General features: G+C 72.6%; 22 protein-coding genes. 7 read left to right on the plus strand and 15 right to left on the minus strand.

Going from position 1 to position 22,965, the window contains the following annotated elements:
* Positions 1-11: 11 nt before the first annotated feature.
* The 5 genes from ABZ887_RS38915 to ABZ887_RS38935 all read right to left on the minus strand — a co-directional run bounded on the left by ABZ887_RS38915 (position 12) and on the right by ABZ887_RS38935 (position 5,445).
* Positions 12-1,301 (minus strand): glutamate synthase-related protein, encoded by a 1,290-nt coding sequence (locus ABZ887_RS38915; protein WP_361300731.1) that lies wholly within the window; start codon positions 1,299-1,301, stop codon positions 12-14.
* Complete coding sequence (locus ABZ887_RS38920) at positions 1,298-2,299, minus strand: asparagine synthetase A (protein WP_361300734.1); 1,002 nt, start codon at positions 2,297-2,299, stop codon at positions 1,298-1,300. Before ABZ887_RS38920 ends, ABZ887_RS38915 begins: the two co-directional genes overlap by 4 nt.
* A complete protein-coding gene (locus ABZ887_RS38925; RefSeq protein WP_361300737.1) occupies positions 2,296-3,636 on the minus strand; it encodes a methylaspartate mutase in 1,341 nt (446 codons plus the stop codon). The genes ABZ887_RS38920 and ABZ887_RS38925 overlap by 4 nt, the downstream gene beginning before the upstream one ends.
* Positions 3,633-4,076: a cobalamin-dependent protein gene (locus tag ABZ887_RS38930; protein WP_361300740.1), complete on the minus strand. Its 444-nt coding sequence runs from the start codon at positions 4,074-4,076 to the stop codon at positions 3,633-3,635. Before ABZ887_RS38930 ends, ABZ887_RS38925 begins: the two co-directional genes overlap by 4 nt.
* 88 nt (positions 4,077-4,164) lie before the next feature.
* The gene (locus ABZ887_RS38935; protein WP_361300743.1) at positions 4,165-5,445 is read right to left on the minus strand and encodes a helix-turn-helix domain-containing protein; all 1,281 of its coding nucleotides are present in this window, start codon (positions 5,443-5,445) and stop codon (positions 4,165-4,167) included.
* Positions 5,446-5,709: 264 nt separating this feature from the next.
* Between ABZ887_RS38935 and ABZ887_RS38940 the strand changes: the two genes are divergently transcribed.
* Positions 5,710-5,898: a hypothetical protein gene (locus ABZ887_RS38940; protein WP_361300746.1), complete on the plus strand. Its 189-nt coding sequence runs from the start codon at positions 5,710-5,712 to the stop codon at positions 5,896-5,898.
* Between the two features lie 98 nt (positions 5,899-5,996).
* On the opposite strand, the gene ABZ887_RS38945 is transcribed toward ABZ887_RS38940, so the two are convergent.
* The 5 genes from ABZ887_RS38945 to ABZ887_RS38965 all read right to left on the minus strand — a co-directional run bounded on the left by ABZ887_RS38945 (position 5,997) and on the right by ABZ887_RS38965 (position 12,705).
* Positions 5,997-9,071, minus strand: coding sequence for a BTAD domain-containing putative transcriptional regulator (locus tag ABZ887_RS38945; protein ID WP_361300749.1), 3,075 nt, complete (start codon positions 9,069-9,071; stop codon positions 5,997-5,999).
* A 271-nt stretch (positions 9,072-9,342) separates the two neighbouring features.
* Positions 9,343-9,906, minus strand: a complete 564-nt coding sequence (locus tag ABZ887_RS38950) for a hypothetical protein (protein WP_361300752.1) — start codon at positions 9,904-9,906, stop codon at positions 9,343-9,345.
* Between the two features lie 163 nt (positions 9,907-10,069).
* Positions 10,070-10,534: a DUF1153 domain-containing protein gene (locus ABZ887_RS38955; RefSeq protein WP_361300755.1), complete on the minus strand. Its 465-nt coding sequence runs from the start codon at positions 10,532-10,534 to the stop codon at positions 10,070-10,072.
* A 100-nt stretch (positions 10,535-10,634) separates the two neighbouring features.
* Positions 10,635-11,228 (minus strand): hypothetical protein, encoded by a 594-nt coding sequence (locus ABZ887_RS38960; RefSeq protein WP_361300758.1) that lies wholly within the window; start codon positions 11,226-11,228, stop codon positions 10,635-10,637.
* A 238-nt stretch (positions 11,229-11,466) separates the two neighbouring features.
* Positions 11,467-12,705, minus strand: coding sequence for a 4-hydroxybenzoate 3-monooxygenase (locus tag ABZ887_RS38965; RefSeq protein WP_361300761.1), 1,239 nt, complete (start codon positions 12,703-12,705; stop codon positions 11,467-11,469).
* Between the two features lie 223 nt (positions 12,706-12,928).
* Between ABZ887_RS38965 and ABZ887_RS38970 the strand changes: the two genes are divergently transcribed.
* Both ABZ887_RS38970 and ABZ887_RS38975 read left to right on the plus strand, forming a co-directional pair.
* Positions 12,929-13,717 carry a DUF5995 family protein gene (locus ABZ887_RS38970; protein WP_361300764.1) on the plus strand — a complete coding sequence of 263 codons (789 nt, stop codon included), beginning with the start codon at positions 12,929-12,931 and terminating at the stop codon, positions 13,715-13,717.
* Between the two features lie 231 nt (positions 13,718-13,948).
* Positions 13,949-15,325, plus strand: coding sequence for a glutamate decarboxylase (locus tag ABZ887_RS38975; RefSeq protein WP_361300767.1), 1,377 nt, complete (start codon positions 13,949-13,951; stop codon positions 15,323-15,325).
* 52 nt (positions 15,326-15,377) lie between these two features.
* Here the strand turns inward: ABZ887_RS38975 and ABZ887_RS38980 are convergent, their stop codons facing one another.
* The 3 genes from ABZ887_RS38980 to ABZ887_RS38990 all read right to left on the minus strand — a co-directional run bounded on the left by ABZ887_RS38980 (position 15,378) and on the right by ABZ887_RS38990 (position 17,939).
* Complete coding sequence (locus ABZ887_RS38980; protein ID WP_361300770.1) at positions 15,378-15,905, minus strand: hypothetical protein; 528 nt, start codon at positions 15,903-15,905, stop codon at positions 15,378-15,380.
* A gap of 118 nt (positions 15,906-16,023) precedes the next feature.
* Complete coding sequence (locus ABZ887_RS38985; RefSeq protein WP_361300773.1) at positions 16,024-17,142, minus strand: Gfo/Idh/MocA family oxidoreductase; 1,119 nt, start codon at positions 17,140-17,142, stop codon at positions 16,024-16,026.
* On the minus strand, positions 17,142-17,939 hold the full coding sequence (locus tag ABZ887_RS38990) for a sugar phosphate isomerase/epimerase (RefSeq protein WP_361300776.1): 798 nt from the start codon (positions 17,937-17,939) through the stop codon (positions 17,142-17,144). The genes ABZ887_RS38985 and ABZ887_RS38990 overlap by 1 nt, the downstream gene beginning before the upstream one ends.
* An 82-nt stretch (positions 17,940-18,021) precedes the next feature.
* On the opposite strand from ABZ887_RS38990, the gene ABZ887_RS38995 reads away from it, so the two are divergent.
* From ABZ887_RS38995 to ABZ887_RS39005, 3 genes are read left to right on the plus strand one after another with little or no spacing between them, the layout of a single operon-like run.
* Positions 18,022-18,651 carry a TetR/AcrR family transcriptional regulator gene (locus ABZ887_RS38995; protein ID WP_361300779.1) on the plus strand — a complete coding sequence of 210 codons (630 nt, stop codon included), beginning with the start codon at positions 18,022-18,024 and terminating at the stop codon, positions 18,649-18,651.
* 42 nt (positions 18,652-18,693) lie between these two features.
* Positions 18,694-19,359, plus strand: a complete 666-nt coding sequence (locus ABZ887_RS39000) for a nitroreductase (protein WP_361300782.1) — start codon at positions 18,694-18,696, stop codon at positions 19,357-19,359.
* Between the two features lie 43 nt (positions 19,360-19,402).
* The gene (locus ABZ887_RS39005; RefSeq protein ID WP_361300785.1) at positions 19,403-19,927 is read left to right on the plus strand and encodes a hypothetical protein; all 525 of its coding nucleotides are present in this window, start codon (positions 19,403-19,405) and stop codon (positions 19,925-19,927) included.
* Between the two features lie 40 nt (positions 19,928-19,967).
* Here ABZ887_RS39005 and ABZ887_RS39010 read toward each other — a convergent pair whose 3' ends face one another.
* Positions 19,968-20,912, minus strand: a complete 945-nt coding sequence (locus ABZ887_RS39010; RefSeq protein WP_361300788.1) for an amidohydrolase family protein — start codon at positions 20,910-20,912, stop codon at positions 19,968-19,970.
* Positions 20,913-21,007: 95 nt separating this feature from the next.
* On the minus strand, positions 21,008-21,271 hold the full coding sequence (locus ABZ887_RS39015; protein WP_361300791.1) for a DUF2630 family protein: 264 nt from the start codon (positions 21,269-21,271) through the stop codon (positions 21,008-21,010).
* Between the two features lie 333 nt (positions 21,272-21,604).
* On the opposite strand from ABZ887_RS39015, the gene ABZ887_RS39020 reads away from it, so the two are divergent.
* The gene (locus ABZ887_RS39020) at positions 21,605-22,951 is read left to right on the plus strand and encodes an RICIN domain-containing protein (protein WP_361300929.1); all 1,347 of its coding nucleotides are present in this window, start codon (positions 21,605-21,607) and stop codon (positions 22,949-22,951) included.
* Positions 22,952-22,965 lie beyond the last annotated feature (14 nt).

The raw sequence follows: 22,965 nt of genomic DNA on the forward strand, positions 1-22,965 counted from the left end.
CGACGGCGCGGTCAATTGCCGTCCGGGGACCAGACGTCCTGCTCGTCGAGCGCGTCCGGGGCGTATTTTCCCAAGGCGCTGATCAGCAGCCGCATTTCCATGGCGAGGCATTCCGTGAAGCGGATCAGCCCCTGGCCCGGGTCCTCCGCGACGGACAGCAGCGCGGCCCGGCCCAGCCCGACGGCCCGTGCGCCGAGCGCCAGGCTCTTGACGGCGCGGGCGCCCTCCCACATCCGGCCGGACACCAGCAGGCAGGGCGGCGGGTCGGCGGCCAGGCGCCGCAGGCAGGCGGCGAGCGGCAGCCCGACCTGCCCGGTGAACGCGACGGGCGCCCAGCCGGTGCCGCCTTCGGCGCCGTCCACCGTCACCGCGTCCGCGCCCGCGTCCACGGCCACCCGCGCCGCCTCGGCGACATCGCGGCCGGGGTGGAGCTTGACCCAGACCCGGGCCCGGGGGAAGTTGTTGCGCATCAGGCGGATCTGCTGGCGGAGGATCTCCGCCGTGAACGTGCCGGGGCTGCTGGAGCGCAGCACGTGCCGCTCGCCGAGGGCCGCCGTGTCCAGGCCGTAGCGGTCGCCGAACCGTGCTGCCGCAGCCGTGTCGAGGACGGTCATCCCGCCGAGCCCGGGCTTGGCGCCCTGCCCCGTCTTGAGCTCGAAGGCGAGCCGTCCGGAGTCCAGCAGGGGCCGGGCGGTGGGGTCGCTGTAGACGAGGTTCCAGACCTCGGCGTCGGCGTCCTCGGTGCTCTGCTGCACGGCCACTCCGCCCAGCCCGTCGGCCAGTTCACCGGTGTAGGCGCGGAGCCGGCAGAGCAGGGTGGTCGAAACGCCGCCGGCCGGGCCGCCGGGTCCGGCCGGTCCGTCCAGGCGGCCGTAGCCGTGCACCGGGACGACGTTCTCGCCGATGACCATGGGCAGTCCGAGGCGGCCGGCCTGGCGGCTGAGCGCGAGGCCGGGGTCGCCGCCGGCGGCCCGGGTGGAGCCCAGCGCCGACACGTACACGGGCAGTGCGGCGGTGAAGCCGCCGATGCGCGTGGTGAGTTCGACGTCGTCGTACATCGGCTCGCGGCCCAGTTCGATCAGTTTCTTAAGCCGCCCCGCCATGAAGACGGGCGGGACGAGACGCATCCGGTCCAGGCCGTCCTCCGGACCGGTGGCGGCGCTGGCGCCTACGCCTGCGCCTGCGCCGAAGAGCACGTGCCCGTAGTCCTCGGCGGCCGGGAACGCGGCCGCGGCTCCCGACCGGGCCCGGCGGCGGACCTCGGCCTCGGGGAAGGCGGGGGCGACGGGGCTCGGGTTCACGGCGAGACCACCCCGGGCAGCTTGGGGAAGGCGTTGGCCTGCCAGACCGCGTCCCGGCCGGCGACGTACCGGGTCAGCCGCTCGACGCCGATGCCGAAGCCGGCGCTGGCGGGGACGCCCTCGCGCACCAGGTCGAGGTACCAGCGGTACTTCTGCGGGTTCTCGCCGGTCTCCCGCATCCGGGTGACGATCTGCGCGTAGTCGTTGGTCCGCTCGCTGCCGCTGCACAGCTCGCCGTAGCCCTCGGGGGCGATGAGGTCGAAGTTGCGCAGCACACCGGGCTCGGTGCGCGACTCGCGGTCGTAGAAGCCGCGGGATCCCTTCGGGTAGTCGGTGACGAAGAACGGGCGTGCGGCCTTCGACGACAGCAGTGCCTCGCCCGCCCAGTCGATCTCGGCGTCCGGGTTCTGGTCGTGTCCGACGGCCCGCAGTTCGGCGACCGCGTCGGCGTGTGTGAGCCGGCCGAACGACCCGCGCAGCAGCTCGGTGAAGGCGTCGACGTCCCGGCCGAGGAGTTCGAAGTCGGCGGGCAGCGCGTCACGGGTGGCGCGGACCATGTGGACGACGAGGTCTTCGAGGAGTCCGGTGATCCGCTCCCGGTCCGCGCCGGCCACCTCCACGTCCAGCTGGTGGAACTCCGCGAGGTGCCGGTGGGTGTCGGTGGTCTCCAGCGGCTCCAGACGGACGTTGGGGGCGATGCAGAAGATCTTGTCGAAGGCCAGCAGGGAGGCCTGCTTGTAGAGGATGGCGCTGGTCATGAGCTTGTAGCGGTGGCCGTAGAAGTCGATGTCCACCTGTTTGGAGCCGCGGCTGCCCGGGTCGGTGACCGGCCCGATGACCGGCGGCAGCATCTCGGTGAACCCGGCCGACGTCAGGTACGCGCGGGCGGCCGCGATCAGTTGGTTCTGGATGCGCAGGGTGCTGCGGGTGGCCGGGGACGAGAGGTGTGCCCGCGGGTCGGGCGCGGACGGCGGTGACTGGGGCGTGTCGTGGCTCATGGCTGCTGATCCCATCTGTCGGTGGTGTGGGCGTGGACGGGGTGGGACGGGCACCGGACGGTTTCGGTCCGGGCGCGCCGGTCGAAGGTCCGCTGTACGTACGACAGGGCGGCCATCAGGCCGTCCGAGCCGAGGATCGGAGCCCGGCCCCGTTCGGGCCTGCCGGGCAGCGGCATCGCTCCGGCGGCGGACCAGTACAGGCGGCCGTCGGCGTCCAGGCCGCTGCGGGCGCGTCCGGCGTTGTCGGGGTGGAGGCAGAACGGCACGTCCAGATAGCCGCGGGCGAAGGCGGTCACCAGGGCGCGGCCGATGTCCCGGTCGAGGTCGAGGACGGCGTCGATCAGGGCGCTCGCCTCCGCGTGGATCCCGGTGTCCGGGACGCCGGGCGGCCTCGGCGCGCAGGCTTCCGCGGCGGCCGCCGCCGCGGCCGTCTCCAACGCCGTCACGTTCTCCGCGACGGTGGGGATGCGGTGCGCCTCGGCGGTCGTCTTCACGATCAGCCGGGCCGCGCCGGTGCGGACCGCCAGCCGGGCCGCCTCCCGCAGCAGCAGCCGCGCCCCTTCGGGGGTCAGCGGGTACATCCCCATGTGCGCGTAGACGACGATGTGCCATTCGACGTCGGGCAGAAGCCGGGCGGCGAGCCGGGACAGCGCGGTGACCGACTCCTCGTCCTGGCGGGCGTTGGCCTGCTGTGCGTAGCTGAGGGAGACGCTGCGCAGTCCGTGCTGCCGGAAGAAGAGGGCCTCCAGCACGCTGAGCGCGATCAGCAGGCCGGGCGGGCAGAGCTGGCCCATCATGCAGCCGCCGAACGTCTCCAGATGGGGGCGCGCGCCGGTCTGCTGGGCCTCGGCGAGCAGCGCGCAGCTTCGTTCCCAGGCGGCCACGGCCACGTTGAGCGGGACCCGGCTGTAGGGCAGGCAGTACGAGACGGGCCCGCCTTCGGTGGCGTCCAGTCCGGCGGCCAGCAGCGCGGTCACGATCTTCTCGGGGCGGGCCGAGCCGTGCCGGACCTGCACCGGGAACGCGTCGTCGGCGACACCGCGCAGCACCTGCCGGGTCACGGCCGGGTCGTAGGTGGTGATCGGGTAGCCGTTGAGCGCCACGCCCCGGGCGACGGCCCGCCGCGCGGCCACGGCGTCGCCGGTCCTCGTGTAGCTGTCCACGGTGATGGTGCCGACCGTGGTGGCCGCCGCGCCGCGGGTGGCCCGCAGGCCGTCCCGCATCCGGTCGGTCCGGCTCATTCCCATCCGCGGCTGGACCACCAGGCGGCCCCGGGCCTGTGCCTGGGTCACGAAGCGCCCGAACGGCACCGGCGGTGAGGCCGGTCCGGCAGTCATACCGGCACCGCCCGGGACAGGGCGCGGACGAACGAGCGCAACTCGTCGGCGGACGCGCTCTCCTCGAAGACCTTGTCGAAGCCGGCCGCCCGCAGGGTCCGCGCGACCGACCCGTCGTCGGCGCCCGTGATGCCGAGCTTGCCGCCGATCACCAGCTGGGTGCGCAGCAGTTCGGGACAGGCGCGCAGGCCGGGGACGACCCGCTGGGCGTCGATGAACCCGTGTCCGTTGACGCTGCTGAGGACGATCAGGTCGGGGGCCAGTCGCCGGCACTCGGCGATCAGTTCGGCGTCCGGGACGCAGGCGCCCAGATTGGTGACGCGGTGGCCGAGCTCTTCCAGCAGCAGTTGCAGGAAGACCAGATTCCAGGTGTGTGCGTCCGACGCCATGGTCGAGACGACGACGTCCAGGCCGACGCGCTCGGCCTTTCCCAGTTCCACGGAGATTCCTCGTTGGTTCAGTAGGGATGGGGAGGTGGGGGGGGAACGGCGGAGCGGTGAGCGGCGGGGTGCGGGGGCTCGTGGCGGGTCAGGAGACCAGCGCCGCCGGGAACGGGGTGCGGGGCAGGGGCTCACCGGGCATCGGCGCCAGGCCCGGGGTGCCGTACTGCTCGCGGCAGACGGTGCGGACGAGGTTGAGTACGGCGAACCGGGCGCTGTTGCGGTCCGGGATCAGGCGGAGCAGGCCGCGGCAGAGGAGTTCGTGGAGGGACTGGTGACAGCGCTGTGCGCTGTCACCAGCGGCCGCCGCGGCCTCGTCCAGGGACCAGTCGGACGCCGACTCCGACAGCAGTCGTACGAAGGCCAGCTGATCGGCGGTCAGCGAGCGCAGGGCCTCGTCCAGGGCCTCGCGCACGTCCCCGCGTTCGCAGTGCGTCACCGGTGGGGCGGACAGCCCGAACGGGGCGGCGGAGAGCCGTTCGGTCAGCCGGCCCGGGGATTCGAGGAGCGTCCAGCCGGCCGCGTACTCCAGTGCGCGGGGCAGTCCGTCGAGGTGGGCGCAGAGTCCGGCGATGGCCAGGGTGTCGGACGGGTCCAGGGTGAGGCCGGGGCGGAGCCGCCTCATGTGGGCCAGCATGAGCCGGACGGCGGGCACGTCCGCCAGGTCGCTCGGTGCCGTGTCCGGGCCGGGGGTGTCCAACGGGGCCAGCGGGACGACCTGTTCGCCGTCGAGGGACAGCGGCGACCGGGTGGTGACCAGGACCCGCAGGCCCGGGCGGCGGTGGAGGACGCGGTCCAGCAGGGTGTGGTCCAGCCCGTCGTCGGCTCCGTCCAGCACCAGCAGCGCGGGCCGGTCGCCGACGGCTTCCAGCAGGCCGGTGCCGCCGGCCGGCGCGGCGAGGGACGACCGGTCGCCGCGGGAGACCCAGTGCACCGGCCAGCGCTCGGAGCGGTGCGTGTGCCAGGCCGCCTCCAGGGCCAGCCGGGTCTTGCCCACCCCGCCCAGGCCGACGACGGACACCAGTCGGTCGCCGCCTCCGGTGAGGCAGCGGGCGAGCGTCGCGGTCTCCCGTTCACGCCCGACGATCGCGGTGCGCGGGGCGGGCGGGGCCGTGGGCTCCTCGGCGGGCGCCTGCCGGCGTGCCGACGCCTCGAAGGCGGAGCGTGCGCGACCGGTCAGCCGCAGCGCGTCGGCGACCAGCCGTACGGTCTCGTGCCGGGGCCTCCTGACCCGGCCGGCCTCCATGTCCCGTACCGCACGCACGCTCAGCGTGGCGTGATCGGCCAGGCACTGCTGGGTCATTCCGGCGCGTTCACGCTGGGATCTGAGCAGTTCGCCGAAGCCGGACACCGGCTGACCACCATCCATGCCGTCTTCCCTTCACATCACCACACCGACGATCGGGCCGAGGCCGGGTCCGGTCTCCGCCTGGAATGGATGGTGGTGGGAACGGATATACGGGGGATCATCAGCCGTCCTCGGCCGCGGGGGCACGGTGGTGATCGGGCCTCCATCCTGTGTAGATCGGCCATCGGCAGTCTTGGACCAGAACGAGGCACACGGCCTCACCGGGCTCCTCCCGGTACCCGAGACCCAGCTCCTGGGCCCGATCCCGAAGGCGGACGGCACCTGATGAAGGCACTCCCGAAGTCCCTGGTCCCGCGTAAGGCCGCGCTCCTGATCGCCACCGTGGGCTGCTGTGCCGCCGCGCTGACCACGGCGGTGTCGGTGGGCACGCACCCGGACGTCCCGAAGCCGGCCCACTCCACGACCGTGCTGGCCGACGGCGGAACCCCGGAGGAGTGGAACAGCACGGGCTGACCCCGGACGGCCCGCCCGTACGGGTGAGCGGCTCAGCCGACCTTCGGCTGGGCCGCTCACTCGTTCAACGGGCCACCTGTGTAAGGGGGTTCACGGTCTCAGGGGCCTGGTGGCGCGTCCGGCAGCTTTGCCGCCAGCTGCTCCGCCTCGTCGGCGTCGGGCAGTCCCAGGCGGGTGAAGACGGCGACCGCCTGCCGTGCCCGGGACAGCGCCGCCGGGTTGTCGCCGAGGTCGGCGAGCGCCCGGCCGAGGACCAGCAGGGCGTTGCCCTTCTCGCGCTCGGCGCCGAGTTCCTCGCACAGGGCCAGGGCCGCCTCTCCCTCGGACAGGGCGAGGTCCGGTTTCCCCATGACCCGCCAGGTGGCCGCGAGCCGGGACCTGGCCTGTGCCTCGCGGCCCCGGATGCGGAACGCCGTGCAGGTCTCCAGGCACCTGGTGTAGCTGGTGACGGCGTCCAGGTGGCGGTCGAGTTCGTGCAGTGCCATGCCGTGGACGTACCACGCGTAGGAGGTGCCGTGCGGGTCCGCGACGTCCCGCAGTTCGGCAAGGACCTCCTCGCACATGCTGACGGCCTCCGGCGCGCGGCCGCTGCGCAGGCGTGCCTGGGCGGCGTTCAGCCGGGTCACCAACTCGCCCGAGCGGTGGCCGAGTTCCCTGGCCAGTTCGATGGCCCGGTCGTAGGAGTCCACGGCGTCGGCGTACCGGTGCTGGAACTGGGCTATCAGACCGCGGTCGTTGAGGATCTGCCGGAGGATGACGGTGTCGCCGGCCCGCCGGCAGGCCTCGGTGGCCAGCCGGGTCTGCGACTCGGCCTCGGCGAGCTGGGTGTTCTGCAGCGCGGCGTTGCCGCACACGAACCGGGCCCGGCCCTCGGCCTGGTCGTCGCCCCGCAGTGCGGCGGCCTCGGCCACCATCCGTGCCGCGGTGGCCAGTTGCGCGTACGGGATGTCCCGTCCGAAGGGGGTGATCGCGACCAGCAGGTCGGCGGCCTTGCGCAGCATGGGGGTGTCGCCGCCGAGCGCGAGCCTGGCGGCCGCGGTCACCGCGTTCGTGGTGCAGTCGAACTCCGAGGTCACCCAGGCGCGGGCGTCGGCCAGGGTGCCGAACCGGTGTCCGGGCGTGGCGCCGCCGCCGAGGATGGCGCCGACGGGATCGCCGGGCACCATGCTCTGGAACGCCGAACAGGCCACACCGAGCAGATGGTCGAGGAGCCGGCCCAGGGCGGCGGTGCCCTCGGCCCCCGCCGTGTCGGACGGCTCGCCGGTGCGGTGTGCCGCGGCGGGGGCGGTCAGCTGCAGCGCGAAGGACCGGAGCAGGTCGTGATAGCGGTACCGGCCGGGCAGCGGTGCCTCCAGCATGGCCGCGTCGACGACCGATTCCAGCAGGTCCTCGGCCTCGTACTCGTCGAGTTCGAGCACCACCGCGGCGGCCTCGATGCCGATGCCGGGCCGGGCGAGCGGGGCGAGCAGCCGGAAGGCCCGGGCCTGGTCGTCCGTGAGCTGGCGGTAGCCGAGTTCGAAGGCCGCGGCCACGCCCAGGTCTCCCGCGCGCAGTTCTCCGATGCGCAGTCGCTCGTCGGTGAGCCGGGCGGTCATGGCCTCGATCCGCCACCGGGGGCGGGCGGCGAGCCGTGACGCCACGATCCGCACGGCGAGCGGCAGGTGTCCGCACAGGGCCACCAGCTCGGCGGCGGCCCCGGGTTCCTCGGCGACCCGCCCCGCACCGGCGATGGAGCGGAGCAGGGCTAGTGCCTCGTCGGTGTCGAAGACGTCGAGATCGGTCTGGAGGATGGTGGGCAGTCCGCTGAGCCGGCCCCGGCTGGTGATGATCACCCCGCAGTCGGCCGAGCCGGGCAGCAGCGGTCTCACCTGGGCGGGGTCGCGGGCGTTGTCCAGCATGAGCAGGATGCGACGGCCGTCGAGCGTCGTACGGAAGAGGCGGGCGCGGTCCTCGGTGGCCGCGGGCAGGCTGTGTCCGGGGGTCCCGAGCGCGGCGAGGAAGCTGCCCAGGACGGTGGCCGGGTCGGCGGGTTCCAGGCCGTTGCCGTGCAGGTCGGCGTAGAGCTGCCCGCCGGGGAAGTCGGGTTTGGCCCGGTGCGCGCCGCGGAGGGCGAGGGTGCTCTTGCCGATGCCGCCCATGCCGCTGATGGAGACGACGGGCAGGGCCACCCGGGTGGGGTCGGTGAGGGCGCTGCACAGTGCCTCGACCTCGGTCGTCCGTCCGGTGAAGTCGGCCGCGTCGGCGGGTAACTGGGCCGGCCGCAGGGATGGGGCGGGCGCCTCGGCCGGTTCGACGGGATCGGCGGGTTCGGGGCGTTCGCGGCGCTCGGTGGATCCATCGGCCACGGGTGCGGCCCGCATGACCGTCGCCGACGGCCTGGCGGTGTCCGTGGCCCGGCCCCCCGCGGGCCCCATCAACTGCGGATCGCCCGCGAGGACCTGGGCGTGCAGGCCGGTCAGCTCCGGGCCGGGGTCGATGCCCAGTTCCTCGGCGAGTACCTGGCGTGCCCTGCCGAAGACCGCCAGTGCCTCGGCCTGGCGTCCGGCGGCGTAGAGCGCTCGCATCAGGAAGCCGTAGGGTCTCTCCTGCATCGGGTGCTCGTGCGTGAAGGCGATGAGATCCGGTATGACCAGCCCGTGCTGCCCCTCGCGGAGGCGGTGCTCGAATCTCTGCTCCATCAGGGTGAGCCGCAGCGCGCCGAGCCGGGAGCGCTGTTGTTCGGCGAACGGTCCCGGCACACCGGTCAGAGGTTCGCCCCGCCAGAGCGCGAGCGCCTCGTTCAGCAGGCTGCCGCACTCCGCCTCGCGGCCGGCGTCGCGTGCCCGCAGGGCTTCGGCGGCGAGTTCCTCGGCGCGGACCGCGTCCACCGACGCGGGCGGGACCGTCAGTTGATAGCCGTCACGCAGCGACACCAGAAGCTTGGGCGCGGCCCGGTCCTCCTCCATGACCTGACGCAGTCTCCACGCGTAGGTGCGCAGGGTGGAGAGGGCGGAGTCCGGGGGTTCCTCGCCCCAGACCGCGCTGATCAGCTCGTGGGCGGAGGCCGCCCGACCGGACCTGAGCAGCAGGGCGGCCAGCAGCGCCTGCTGCTGCGGAGACCTGGTGGGGAGCGCCGTCCCGTTCCGTAATACCTGCACGGCCCCGAGCACGACGAACCGAATGCCCTCGGCCATTCCCCTCCCCTGACCCCCAGCCTCCCCGCCGGGTGCATCCCGATGCTCTGCCAGCCCCCATCCACCTGCAAGCCGCCTGACCGATTATCGAGATCTTTTGACCGAAAATAGCAGTCGATTCCGGACAGCCGGTGACAGCCGGTGGCGCCGACCGCGCAGTTCGAGCGGTCGGGATCCCGGCACCGGGCTGCGACCTGCTCCTTCGTCAGCGCTGCGGGTTGCGGTGGAGGCCGCCGTTCCGTCAGGGCGTGGTCCGTCAGGGCCCGGCCCGTCAGCCGGCACCGCCCGTGCCTCCGATGCCGCCGCGCCCGCCGCTCTCGCAGCCGCTCCCGAGGCAGATCCCGCCGCGGCCGCCCGTGCCGCCACGGCCGCCGTCGCCGGTACCGACCGCGACCCCGCCCGTGCCGCCGGTGCCGCCGTCGGCGCTGCCGCCGCAGATCCCGGCGCAGATCCCGCCCGCGCCGCCGGTGCCGCCCTCGCGGCCGGGCGTGCCGGTCGTGCCGGTGCCGCCGTTGGCGCTGCCGTTGCACAGCCCGGCGCAGATCCCGCCCTGGCTGCCGTTGCTCCCGTTGACGGTTCCGTTGCAGTTGCCCGCACACACCCGGTCGCCGATCCGCACACTGCCGTCGCCCCCCTTGATGGGCCCGAACCGGCCGAAGCCGCCGCCGGGCCGGGCGCTGTCGGCGGGAAGCTGCCGGGCGGCCGCCGTGGCCGTACGGCTCTGCGGTACCGGCGCCGCCATCGCGGCCGGTGCCAGCGCGCCGGCCGCGACACCGGCGGTCAGGGCGGCCGAGGCCGTGAGACCGAGACGGACCTTCCAAGAACGCATACGCATGGCATTCCTCTTTCCAGAGAACTGTTTTCCGTGGTGTGGTTTCCGATGTATCAAATAAAGCCGGTCATGAGCCGTGCCGTCACGGTCCGGGAACTCGGGGCTTGACAGAAACGCCCCGGCCCGCATCGGGCCGGGGCGTCCTGGGAATTTCCCTGGAGTTCCCTCAGGAGCCGAAGAGGGAATCCAGCCCCAGCAGCGCGGCCCAGTCCCCGTCGCGGAGCTGCTTGTCCCAGGTGTCGAACTCCTTCTCGGAGATCTTGTACTTCTTGACGACCTCGGACTTCTTCGCCTGCCCGGACTCCACGGTCAGCACGATCCGCGCCTTGTCCAGGCCCGTGAGCTCCGACCTGGGCTTGTCGGGCAGGTCGTCGAACCGGAAGCAGCCGGGCTTGCCGGGCTTGCCGGGCTTGCCGGGTTCTCCCGGCCGACCGGGCGCACCGCCCTTCCCGCCTTCCCCACCCTTCCCGCCTTCCCCGCCGTGGCCGCAGTGGGACGCGGCGGCCGGGGCCGTCAGGCTGGTTCCCGTGGTGACACCCGGTGCCGCCTGGGCGGCGCACGCGGTGCCGGTGGCCAGGGCCAGCGAGGCCACCGCCAGGACGAGCGGACGCTGCCAGCGAGTTCTGGACATGGGGGTTCTCCGTTTTCCTTGATCAAGATCGTGATTCTGGGGGGGGTGGGGGGTGGGGGCGGAGGCCGCTCGGGCCTTCGCCCCCACCGGGGCGGGACGGTCAGAAGATGCTGCCGCCACCGGCCCCGCCGGCCCCGCCCTGGCCGCCGAAGAGGACGCCGAGCCCGCCCGCGCCGCCCTTGCCGCCGTTGCCGCCCTGGAAGATACCGAAGCCGCCGTTGCCGCCCTTGCCTCCGTTGCCGCCCTTGAGGATGCCGGAGCCGCCGGAGCCGCCGTTGCCGGCGCTGCCGCCGAACAGGCCGGAGCCGCCGTTCCCGCCGGCGCCGCCGTTGCCGCCGATGACACCGTCACCGCCGCCGCCACCGCCGCCGCCACCACCGCCGGACAGGATGCCGTTGCCTCCGTTGCCGCCCCTGCCTCCGTCGCCGCCGACGCCCAGGACGCTGCCGCCACCGGAGCCGCCGGAGCCCCCGCCGCCGCCGATCAGGCCGCCGCCACCGGCACCTCCGTCACCGCCGGCGCCGCCGCCCTGGACGAAGCTCACGACATGGGCCGGCATCGGGGCGGCCATCGCGGCGGACGCCGGAAGGATGATGCCCCCGGTGATCAGGGCGGCCGAGGCGGCCAGTGCCGCGAGGCCACAGCCTCGGCGCTTGGCACGGATACCGCTGCTGGTGCGAGAAATACGGGTCATGAGTTCTCTCCTGTCGATTGTCGATCGCCGATATACGGGTCGCGATTTCAGCGAAAGAGGAAATCCTCTTGGGGATTTCCGTTCCGGTGAGGCCCGCACTTCAAGTAGGCCCCGCGGGCGACCCGGGGTCACGTTCCGAGCGGTCGTGACTTGACCTGGAGGGACCAGTCGGGTATTGCACGCAAAACGGGCATCACGGAGCGGCCGTGCCGGCGCCCGGGCGTTCCCGTGGCGGTGGTCAGCGGCCGGTGGAGGCGGGGCGGTCCTGGGCCGGGTCCAGGCCGGTCATGAGTTCCGCGAAGGCCCGCCCGGCCGCCGGGGAGGAGAAGAGCCGGTCGAGGCGGGCGCGGGCCAGACGGTGCAGGAACGGGCCGCAGTGGGTGGCGTCGCCCGCGTCGTGGACCGTCCGGGTCAGCCAGTGGGAGAACTCCTGGTCGCTCCACACGCGTCGCAGGCAGCGCTCGGAGTAGGTGCGCAGGGCGGTGTCGTCGCCGTCGCGGACGTGGTCGCGGACGGCGCGGGCGAAGAGGTCGGCGTCGTACAGCGCGAGGTTCATGCCCTTGCCGCCCATGGGGGACACGATGTGCGCGGCGTCCCCGACGAGGAACAGCCGGCCGTACTGCATGGGGTCGTTCACGAGGCCGCGCAGCCGGAAGGTCTCGCGGTCGGTGACCGGGCCCGCGACCAGGGCGGGATCGCCGAGCCGGGTGCGCAGCGCGTCCCAGATGCGGGCGTCGGACCAGGCGCCGGGGTCGTCGTCGGGCGGGCACTGGAGGTAGTAGCGGCTGCTGTGCGGCCCGCGGGGGAAGTGCGCCGCGAAGCCCTGGGGGCTGACGGCGAGCAGGGGGTGGGCGGGGGGCGGCGCGTCGGCGAGGACGGTGAGCCAGCTGATGCCGTAGTCGAGGGGGTGGGCGGTGAGGTGGCCGTCGGGGACGGCGGTGCGGGTGACGCCGTGCTCGCCGTCGCAGCCGGCGACGAAGGCGCAGGTGATCGCGTGCGGGGTGCCGTCGGCGGCGCGGTAGCGGACCGTCGGGCGGTCGCCGGTCAGGTCGTGCAGGGTGACGTCGGCCGCCTCGTAGCGCAGGTCGCCGCCGTCGGCGAGGTGGGCGGCGGTGAGCTTCTGCACGAGGACCTGCTGGGGGCACAGGCGTGCGCCGGGGCCTTCCGAGCCGTCGCTGTCGTCGACGAGGTGGCTCTCGCCGTCCACCCGGAACTCCAGGATGCCGTCGTGCGGCGGGCCGCCCAGCACCAGGTCGGCCAGCCCCCAGGACTCGAACATCCGCACGGCGCGGGCCTCCACGATGCCGGCCCGCTGCCGCTGCGCCACATGCTCGCGGCTGCGGCGTTCGAGGACGACGCAGTCGACACCGCACCTGCGCAGCAGACTCGCGACGGTCAGCCCGGACGGGCCCGCGCCGATCACCACGACGGTGGCGGATTCCTGCGTCTCGTCCAACTGCGGTGCGCCCTCGGCCACTTGGCACCTCCGGGGTCAGCGTAGCCGAGTGCGGCCGGCCCCGCGCCGGCCCCCGGCACCGGATGCGCCCCGGCCGTGGCGGCACGTCCGTGGGGCCCGTGTCCCGTTTCCCGCACGGAGGGATCTCCACCCGGTGCACGGTGGTAGGACAGGGCTGCCACCCGCGCACCCACAGCACACCGTGTGCGGGCCGGACATCCACACCACGGGAGGGGAAAGGGACATGACGGCACAGAACATCGACGATGTCGTGGACGGGCTCGCCGGGATCGTGCGGGAAGCCGGCCGCGCCGGCGACCGGGCGGGATACTTCGCGGCCCTCTACCGGCAGGTGACCGTCGAGATCCGCACCGCCATCCACAGCGGGCTGTTCGAGGACGGCGCCCGGATGGACCGCTTCGACACGCTCTTCGGCAACCGCTACTTCGACGCGTACGACGCCTGGCGGCGCGACCGCAGCGGACCGCGCTGCTGGCGCGAGACCTTCGGGCTCCTCGACGACGCCGACACCATCATCGTCCAGCACCTGCTCCTCGGCGTGAACGCGCACATCAACCTCGACCTCGCCGTCGCCGCAGCCCGGACCAGCCCGGGCAGCGACATCCACGCACTGCACCACGACTTCCAGCTGATCAACGACATCCTCGCGCGCGTCGTCCTGGCCGTGCAGGACTCGGTCGACGCACTGTCCCCGTTCATGTCCCTCCTCGACCGGGCCGGAGGACGCACCGACGAACAGATCCTCGACTTCAGCATCCGCCAGTCCCGCCAGGAGGCCTGGCACAACGCCCTTCTCCTCGCCGGCCAGGACGACACCGGACGCGCCGCCACCATCGAACGCCTCGACGTCCGTGCCACCGTGCTCGCGCGGCTCATCACACGACCGGGCGGCCTCCTCCGCCCCGCCCTGGAGGTCATCCGCCACACCGAGAACAACGACGTACCGGCCGTCATCACCCACCTCGACAACGCCATGCAGCAGACCGTCGCCCGGCACGGCCCCGCGGACTGACCGTCCGACACCCCACCGGCACCGCGGGGGGCCGCGCCCCGCCTCGGCGCAGCCCCGCCGCCCGTAATCCCCTGCCGACCCCATCCGCCCGTATACGCAAGGGAAAATTCAGTTCATCGGTGCGCAAATCGATCGCTGGATCGGTGTAATCGGCACACATGTCGGACCGCGCGGCGATCTAGCGTCGAAAGCGCACGGGGGCCACACGGACCAGAAAGCACCGAGGCACACATGCCCATCCCGGATACCGACGTCATCTCCGCGACCGCGTTCGACACCCTCACCCCGCCCGCCGCCGCCGACCCGTACCCGGCCGTCGACGAACTGCCGCACTCGGCGTCCGCACCCGACCTGGTACTGCAGCGGCTCCGCGACGAACTCGCACTCGACGGCAACCCACAGCTCAACCTCGCCACCTTCGCGACCACCTGGATGGAGCCGCAGGCACGTCGGCTGATGGCCGACACCGCCGAGAAGAATCTCGCCGACCGCGCCGAGTATCCCCAGATCACCGCCATGGAAGAACGCTGCGTACGGATGCTCGCCCGGCTGTGGCACGCACCGCACCCCGAACAGGTCCGCGGCTGCTCCACCACCGGCTCCAGCGAGGCCGCCCTGCTCGGCGGCCTCGCCCTCAAACGCCGCTGGCAGCAGCGCCGGCGCGCACAGGGCAAGGACACCGCCCGCCCCAACCTGGTGATGGGCGCCAACGTCCAGGTCTGCTGGAAGAAGTTCGCCAACTACTTCGAGGTCGAACCGCGCTACGTCCCCGTGGAACCGGGCCGCTACCACCTCACCCCCGACACCCTCACCGCCTACTGCGACGACAACACGATCGGTGTCGTCACCGTCCTCGGCTCGACCTACGACGGCTCCTACGAGCCCGTCGCCGACATCTGCATGGCCCTGGACGGCTACCAGGCCGCCACGGGCACCGACATCCCCGTCCACGTCGACGGTGCCTCCGGCGCCATGGTGGCCCCCTTCCTCGACCCCGGCCTCATGTGGGACTTCCAGCTCGAACGCGTCGCCTCCATCAACACCTCGGGCCACAAGTACGGGCACGTCTTCCCCGGTCTGGGCTGGGCCCTGTGGCGCGACACCCAAGCCCTCCCCGACGACCTCGTCTTCGACATCGACTACCTCGGCGGCCGCTCCCCCAGCTTCACACTCAACTTCTCCCGCCCGGGTGCCCACGTCGCCGCGCAGTACTACACCTTCCTGCGCTACGGCTTCGAGGGCCTGCACCACCTCGCCCTCCGCAGCCGCACGGCAGCGCACGCCCTCGCCGCCCGTGTCCGTGCCATCCCGCCGTACGAACTCGTCACCGACGGATCCCAGCTCCCCGCCTTCGCCTTCCGCCTCGCACCCGGCACCCACGGCTTCACCGTCCACGACGTCTCCCACGCCATGCGCACACGGGGCTGGCACCTGCCCGCCTACGCGCTGCCCACCCCGTGCCAGGACATCTCCGTCCTCCGCCTCGTCGTCCGCACCGGACTCACCGCCCAGCTCGCGGACACGTTCATCACCGACCTCACCGAAGCCACCGAGCGGCTCCGCCCCCGCCAACCGGCGGTCTCCTCCCAGACCCCTGCGACCGTCTGAGGGGCGGCACACGGCTCCTCCGGTCAGCTCACCACAGCCCGCTGGGCTCTCCTCACCAGGGCCCGCTGGGCTTCCTTCCGGCCGCTCGGAGCAGGATGTCCCGTGTGGAACCCATCCCGTACCTGTCGACCTGGCTGGAGAGTTCGGCCACCTCCAGCAGGAGCGGCCGGATGTCGACACCCGCGTCGTGGGCGTCCCCGCACAGGCCGTTCAGGTCGACCATCATGTCCCGGGTGTCGCGGCCCTGGTCCTCGACCGAGATCTCCAGCAGCCGCTGCCGGAAACCCCGGGGAGTGGGCTCGAAGGGCAGCGTCGTCGCCCAGGTGAACGAGTGGTACCGCTGCAGGAGCGCGCGGAGGGCGGCCCGTTCGCCCTCGTCGCCCTCCTGATAGAGGGAGAGCACGTCCCGCAGCGCCGTCTCGGCCTCCGGCCGGATCCCCGCCTCGTCCAGCGGCCGCGGGCCCTCCTGCATCTTCCGTGTCCAGTCGGGGTCGGTGAGATCCACCGGCCTCGTCGCGATGGGCTCGATGTACGCGTCGATCACCGCGACCCGTTCCTCGAGCTCCGCCAGTTCCCCCACGGCTTCCCCTCCCCCTTATCCGGGCGGCGGCCGACGGCCTGCCGCTGCCCCGTCCTCCCACGGCGGGAGGACGGGGCAACAGGAGCATAGGAGGCGTCCGCGGCAGGCAGTGGCCGCCTCAGGCAGTGGCCCCGAAGGGGTCCCAGTCTTCCGGGACCAGGGGTGTCGCGGGGGCGGCACTCGCGATCCGGACGGTCTCGCCCGAGGCGACGGCCTCGTCGATGGACGTCATGGTGTCCAGGACGTGGTAACCGAGTTCCCCGGTGGCGATGTGCGGGCCTCCGCCGCGGAGCGCTCGCGCCATGTCCAGGACGCCGAGACCGCGGCCGGCCTCGATGCCCACGGGGGTGACGGTCTCCCACTCGGGATCGCGGCCCCGCTGCGGGATCCGGGTGATCCTGACCTCGCCCGCGAAGGTGTTGGGGTCGGGCAGGACCAGGGTGCCCTCGGTGCCGGTGATCTCGACGTATCCGGTGCGGGTGAGCGGGGAGTCGAAGCTGAACACGCTCTGGCCGACGCCGCCTCCCTCGAACCGGGCGAGTGCGGAGACGTGGGTGGGGACGGCCACCTCGAACTCGGTGCCCGCCCGCTCGCCGCTGCGTACGGTACGGACCTCGCGGGCGGTAGAGCCGAGCGCGGCGACCCGGGTCACCGAGCCGAACAGGCAGACCAGGGCGGTGAGGTAGTAGGGGCCCATGTCGAAGAGAGGCCCGGCGCCCTTGGCGAAGAGGAACTCGGGGGCGGGGTGCCACAGGTCGGGTCCCGCGTACTGCATGACGGTCTGCGCGGACAGCGGGGTGCCGATGTCGCCGCGGGCGACCGCCCGCAGGGCCGTCTGCAGGCCGGGGCCGAGGATCGTGTCGGGGGCGACCCCGATCCTGAGGCCGGCCGCGGCCGCCTGGTCGAGCAGGGCCCGTGCGTCGGCGCGGTCCACCGCGATGGGCTTCTCGGACCAGACGTGCCTGCCCGCGGCGAGGATCGCCGAGCTGACCTCCGCGTGGACGGCGGGGACGGTCAGGTTGACGACGATCTCGACGTCCGGGTGGGCGAGGACGTCCGCGGCGGTTCCCCACTCCGCGACGCCGTACTTGCGGGCCTGGGTCTCGGCGCGCGTGGTGTCGAGGTCGCCCACGACGGCCACCCGCAGGTCGGGGAACCTGGTGAGGTTGGTCAGGTACTGGTCGCTGATGTTGCCGGCGCCGATGACGCCGACGCCGATCGGGTTCCGTGCCGCCATCAGGCGATGCCCTTCCCGTTGAGGTAGGTGACGCCCGCCGCGATGCCCTCGAAGATGTCGCCGTCGTAGTGGTCGAACTCGATGACGGCGTACTCGGCGTGCGGGGCCGCGGACAGCGCGTCGTCCAGCCGTATCCGGCCGCGGCCGGGGGCGACCTGGCCGGTGTCGGCCGGGTCGAAGGGGGCGCCCGAGGTGAACGGGTCGTCGATGACGGGGCCGTCCTTCACGTGCAGGGCACCCACCCGGGAACCGAGGCGGTCCAGCAGGGCGACGACGTCGTTGCCGCCGGCCGAGGCCCAGAACAGGTCGATCTCCAGGACGACTTCCGGGTTCAGCCGGTCGGCGAAGCAGTCGAAGGCGTTGACGCCGGCGACCGTGTGCACGAACTCCTGCGAGTGGTTGTGGTAGCCGACGCGGAGTCCGTGGTCGGCCGCCCGTTCGGCGGCGTCGTTCAGGAGGGCGGCGGTGCGGGCGATCTCCTCCTCGTCGGCCCACCGGGCGGCGGGGACGAACGGGTCGAAGAGGATCTCCACACCCAGCCGGCGGGCGGCCCGGAACGTCTCGTCCAGGGAGGCCGCGGACGCCCCGTCGGGCGACAGGAAGCCGGCGTGCCCGGTGGGCGCGGACAGGCCGTGCCGGGCGAGTGCGGCGGCGAGTTCCTCGGCGCGGTGCACGAAGTCGAAGGCCTCGACATTGGTCAGGCCCAGGGCGGCCAGGCGGCCGAGGGCCGCGTCCTGGTCGGCCTGTAGGGCATGGCGTACGGAGTAGAGCTGAACCGACATCTGCGGTGTCGACATGGGGACTCCTCTCGGCGCGGGCGGCCGGGAAACAGAATACCGACAGGGCTGACGGTTTCTAGGGGTCGTTAGCATCTCGTTCATGGCACGGGACGCGGCGCGGCAGGGGACGGCCCCACGGAACTACCCCAAGGGGGAGCGGCGGCGCGCCCAGATCATCGAGGCCGCGTTCACCGCGTTCGGGCAGGTCGGCTACCGCAACGCGAGCATGGTGCAGCTGGCCGCCGCCTGCGGTGTCTCACGCGCGGGCCTGCTGCATCACTTCCCCACCAAGGAGTCGCTGCTGGAGGCGGTCCTGGAGGAGCGCGAGCGCCAGGACGACGAGCACTTCTTCCAGTCGGGTGCGGTCACCCAGGACGGCCTGGAGTACTTCGCCAGCATGATCCGGCTCGTCACCCACAACCAGGCCAACCCGCTGATCGTGAGCCTGTTCGCGGTGCTGTCGAGCGAGGCCACCGCGGCCGACCACCCGGCGCGCCCGTACTTCGTGAAACGCTACGAACGTGCCCGCCGGGAAATGCAGTCGGCCGTCGACGACCTGGCGCGTCGCGGTCTGCTGCGTCCGCACGTGGCGCCGGCGGGGCTGGCGGCGGATCTGATCGCGTTCATCGACGGCCTGCAGATCCAGTGGCTGCTCAGTCCGGACGCGATCGACATGCCGGGGCATCTGCGCACCCTGCTGCACAGTCTCGTCAGCGTCGAACTTCCGTAGTTCCGCGGCCCGTCGGGGGCCGTCTCGAAAGGACGAGTGGACGTGGACGTGTACGAGGCCGTGGACAGCCGGCGGGCGGTGCGCGCGTTCAGCGACGAGCCGGTGCCGCGGGAGGTGCTCGACCGGGTGCTGGCCGCGGCACGGCGGGCGCCGTCGAGCGGGAACCTCCAGCCCTGGCAGGTGTACGTCGTGACCGGCGAGCCGTTGGCCGAGCTGAAGCGGCGGGCGACGGCCAGGGCCCTGGCGGGGGACCCGGGCGACGAACGCGAGTACCCGATGTACCCGGCCGAACTGGGCCCGCCGTATCTGGACCGCTTCGCCGCCGCGGCCGACCAGCGGTACGCGGCGCTGGGCATCGAGCGCCAGGATCCGCAACGGCCCGTGAAGATCGCCGCGTTGAACTCGGGGGCGTTCGGGGCGCCGGTCGTGCTGTTCTGCTACCTGGACCGGGCGATGGGCCCCGGACAGTGGGCGGACGCCGGGATGTACCTGCAGACGGTCATGCTGCTGCTCAGGGCGGAAGGGCTGCACAGCTGCCCCCAGGTGATGTGGACGATGTACCGCGAGACCGTCGGCCGACTGGTCGGGGCCGAGGACGGGCTGGTCCTGCTGTGCGGTCTCGCGGTGGGCTTCGAGCGGGCGGGTACGCCACCGGTCCGCACCGGCCGGGCCGAGGTGGCCGAGACGGTGCGGTTCATCGGGGCGTGAGCAGGCCGGTGAGCCCGTGGAGCGGTGTGCTTGAATGCCCGGCATGGACGGCTCCGACCGCATGTGGATCAGCGCGATCCCCTCACTCGACCCGGACACCCCGGAAGTGATCCTCGACCTCGATCACAGGTCCGCCGATCCGGCCGAGCAGATGGCCTGCATGCTGCTGAACCGGGGACACGAGGGTGAGGCCGGAGTGTTCTACCTGCTGCCGGAGGATCTCTCCGCCCGGTACGAACGGACCGGCGAGCGGCTCTCGGTGTCCCTGCTGGCCCGCCGGGACGTCCTCGCCCAGGATCTGACGTCGCGTCCGGCCGCGCTGCGTGCACACCTCGACCGGCTCCCCCGCGATCCAGGCGGCGGAGAGCTGGTCGTGCTCGTGCGCCGGGAGGCCGTCACCGACTTCGTACCCCCGGAGCGGGACGGTTTCCAACAGCCCGTCGCGCTGATCGGCCACAGCATCGAGCACCGTGACGGACCGGTCGGCCTGGCCGAGCTGGTGAGCCTGTTCGAGAGCGGCGAGGCGGGAATCGCCGTCGTCGCCGCGCCCGGACCGCCGCCGGCCTGACCGCGGCCCGGTGTTCCGCCACGCGATGGGCGTGTCGCGGTCACAGCCGGAACAGGCGTGCCGCGTTGTCGTGGCACACCGCCCGCAGCCACGCGTCGCCGAGCTCCAGTCGCTCCAGGGCGTGGAGTTGGTGCACGTAGGGGTACGGGATGTTGGGGAAGTCGGAGCCGAGCAGGACGCGGTCGCCGAGAGCGGCGACGCGGGGCAGGGCCCGGGTCGGGAACGGCATGAACCGCTCGGTGAAGTCGGTGAACCCCATCGTGGTGTCCAGCCGCACCTCCTCGTACCGCTCGGCGAGACCGAGGAACTCCTCGTACTCGGGCATCCCCATGTGCGCGACGATCAGCCGCAGCCTCGGATGCCGTGCCAGTACCCGCGCGATCGGACCGGGGCCGGTGTGCTTGCCGGGGGCGGGACCGGAGCCGCAGTGGATCACCACGGGGATCCCGGCGTCGGCCAGCAGTCCCCAGGTCGCATCGAGGAGTCCGTCGGCCGGGTCGTACCCGCCCACCTGTACATGTGCCTTGAACACCCGGGCGCCCGCCTCGACGGCCGCACGGACGTACGTCTCGACGCCGGGCTCGGGGAACAGGGTCGCCGTGTGCAGGCAGTCGGGGGTGCGACGGGCGAAGTCGGCGGCCCAGGTGTTCAGCCAGGCCGCCATGCCGGGCTTGTGCGGGTAGAGCATCGCGGTGAAGGAGCGGACGCCGAACTCCCGGAGGAGGGCGGTGCGTTCGGCCTCCTCCTTGCGGTAGGTGATGGGCCACCCCAGGTCGCCGATCAGCGGTCCGCTCGTGTCGAAGTAGTTCCAGACCTTGTGCAGGACCCGCTCGGGCATGAAGTGGGTGTGCACGTCGACCAGTCCGGGGAGCCCGAGCCGTTCCCGGAAGCGGCGGATCTCGCCGGTCTCCTCGTGCGAGTCCGCGTCGGGCACGGCCTCCTCCGCTCCGGTGGCACCGCCGGGCGCCGTGTGGTGATCGTTCATACCGGCCACGATCGCCGCCGGGGAGCGGCACGTCCAGTCCCTGTCGGCCCCCGCACCGGGGTGCCGCCCTCCTGGCGGGTCGGGCCGGTGCGGCCTCAGGACAGGTAGCGCTCCACCTGGGACGCCGGGCGGACGTTCGCCTCACCGGGGTCCTGGCCCGCCTCGACCTTGGCGCGGCGCTGGCGGAGCAGGTCCCAGCACTGGTCGAGTTCCGTCTCCAGGCGCGCCAGACGGGCGTGCTCGGTGGTCCCGTCGATCTCCTGCTGTGCCAGGCGGTCACGCAGGTCCTTCTCCTGGCTGATCATTTCGGCGATGCGGCCGAGGATCTCCTTCTCGGCCTCGGCCTCGGGTCCTGTCATGACTGCCTCATTCCGGACGACGGCGTGGATCACGGTGACGACGAGGCGTTCGCCGGTGCCTGCGCGCCCGCCCCGTCCACCACCTTCCCACCTTCCCCCACCCTGCCCCCAACCGCATCGGCGGACGGCCGGACTTGCCCCGTGCGCTTCTCGCAGGCCGTGCGCTTCCAGCAGGCCGTGCGCTCTGGTGACGTAGCGTCAAGTTCCGTTGTGTGACGCGGAATTCAGGTGGGACGACTGGCGCGGAACGCCTTCCGGCCGGTAAGTCATGGCTCTGTCACCATCGGCAACTCCTGCCACAGCGAAGGGATACCCCCCGTGCGTCTGCGCCCCATGCGCGTCCTGTGCTGTTCCGCCGTCCTCGCCCTGTCGGCGCCCGTGTTCCTCCCGGGCACCGCGTCGGCCGCGGTCCCGACGGCCTCGGTCTACCTCCAGAACTACGTGACCGGCCTCAACGCCGCCGACAGCGGCGGCACCGTGGCCGCGCACAACCCCAAGGGCAACGAGGACCACCAGCAGTGGACCGCCGTCGCGGTCAGCGGTGGCTACCAGCTCCAGAACGCCGACGAGTCCGGCACCTGTCTGGGGCGCAACGGCACCGCCGCGGTCACCGCCGCCTGCGGCGCGGACGGCACCACCTGGACGGTCACCGCGGGCGCCGACAGCACCTACTCCGTCACCGTCCCCGGCACCTCCCAGTACCTCACCGGCTCGTCGTCCGACTCGGCCGCCGTACAGGTCGGCTCCTCCGGCGACCTCGCCCGCTGGTACCTCACCCCGGTCTCGTACGCGACCTCGGCGATGCCCTCCGCCGACACCCGCACGCTGGACCAGGTGACCTTCCTGACCGCCCACAACGCCTTCGCCAACAGCTCGGACGGCAACTTCGCGTCCTTCCCGGTCAGCCTGTTCCCCAACCAGAACTACGGCATCAGCCGGCAGCTGTCCGACGGGGTGCGCGGGTTCATGCTCGACGACTACACGGTCTCCGGCCAGGCCGTGCTCTGCCACAACAGCTGCGACGGCGTCAGCAGCCCGGTCCCGCTCGCCACCGACCTGCAGCGGATCGTCGACTTCCTGAAGGCCAACCCCGGCCAGTTCGCCACCGTCTTCCTGGAGGACTACGCCTCCTCCGACGTGCTGAAGTCGTCCCTCGCCGGCGTCAGCGGCCTGTCCGACGTGCTGTACCGGCCCGACCAGGAGGGCGTGGCCACCAAGGGCTGGCCCACGATGGCCGATCTCGCGGCCCGCGGAAAGCAGTTGCTGATCTTCAGCGACCGGACCCGGGCGAGCGACACCGCGAACGGCTGGACCACCCGGGACACGTTCGGCGTGATGTACCAGCGCGAGTGGACCGTGGAGAACTACTGGTCGATGGGCGCCGGCCTCGGTTCCTCCGACTGGTCCTGCTACAGCCGCTGGGGCACCGGCAGACCGCTCACCACGGACTCGTCGGCCTTCCACCCGCTGTTCGTGATGAACCACTTCCGGGACTATCCCATCGCCGGCACCGCCTCCACCGACAACGGCAAGATCCTCAACCGGGCGCAGAACTTCTGCACCCCGGCCGCCCGGAAGAAGCCCAACTACGTGGCCGTGGACCGCTACGACACCGGGTCGCCCACTCCGCTGACCGCGGTGGGCACCCTGAACACGTACATCCTCACGCCGGGCCAGTGAGCGGCTGCCGGCCG

Source organism: Streptomyces sp. NPDC047061, from assembly GCF_040643955.1.
Lineage (GTDB): Bacteria > Actinomycetota > Actinomycetes > Streptomycetales > Streptomycetaceae > Streptomyces.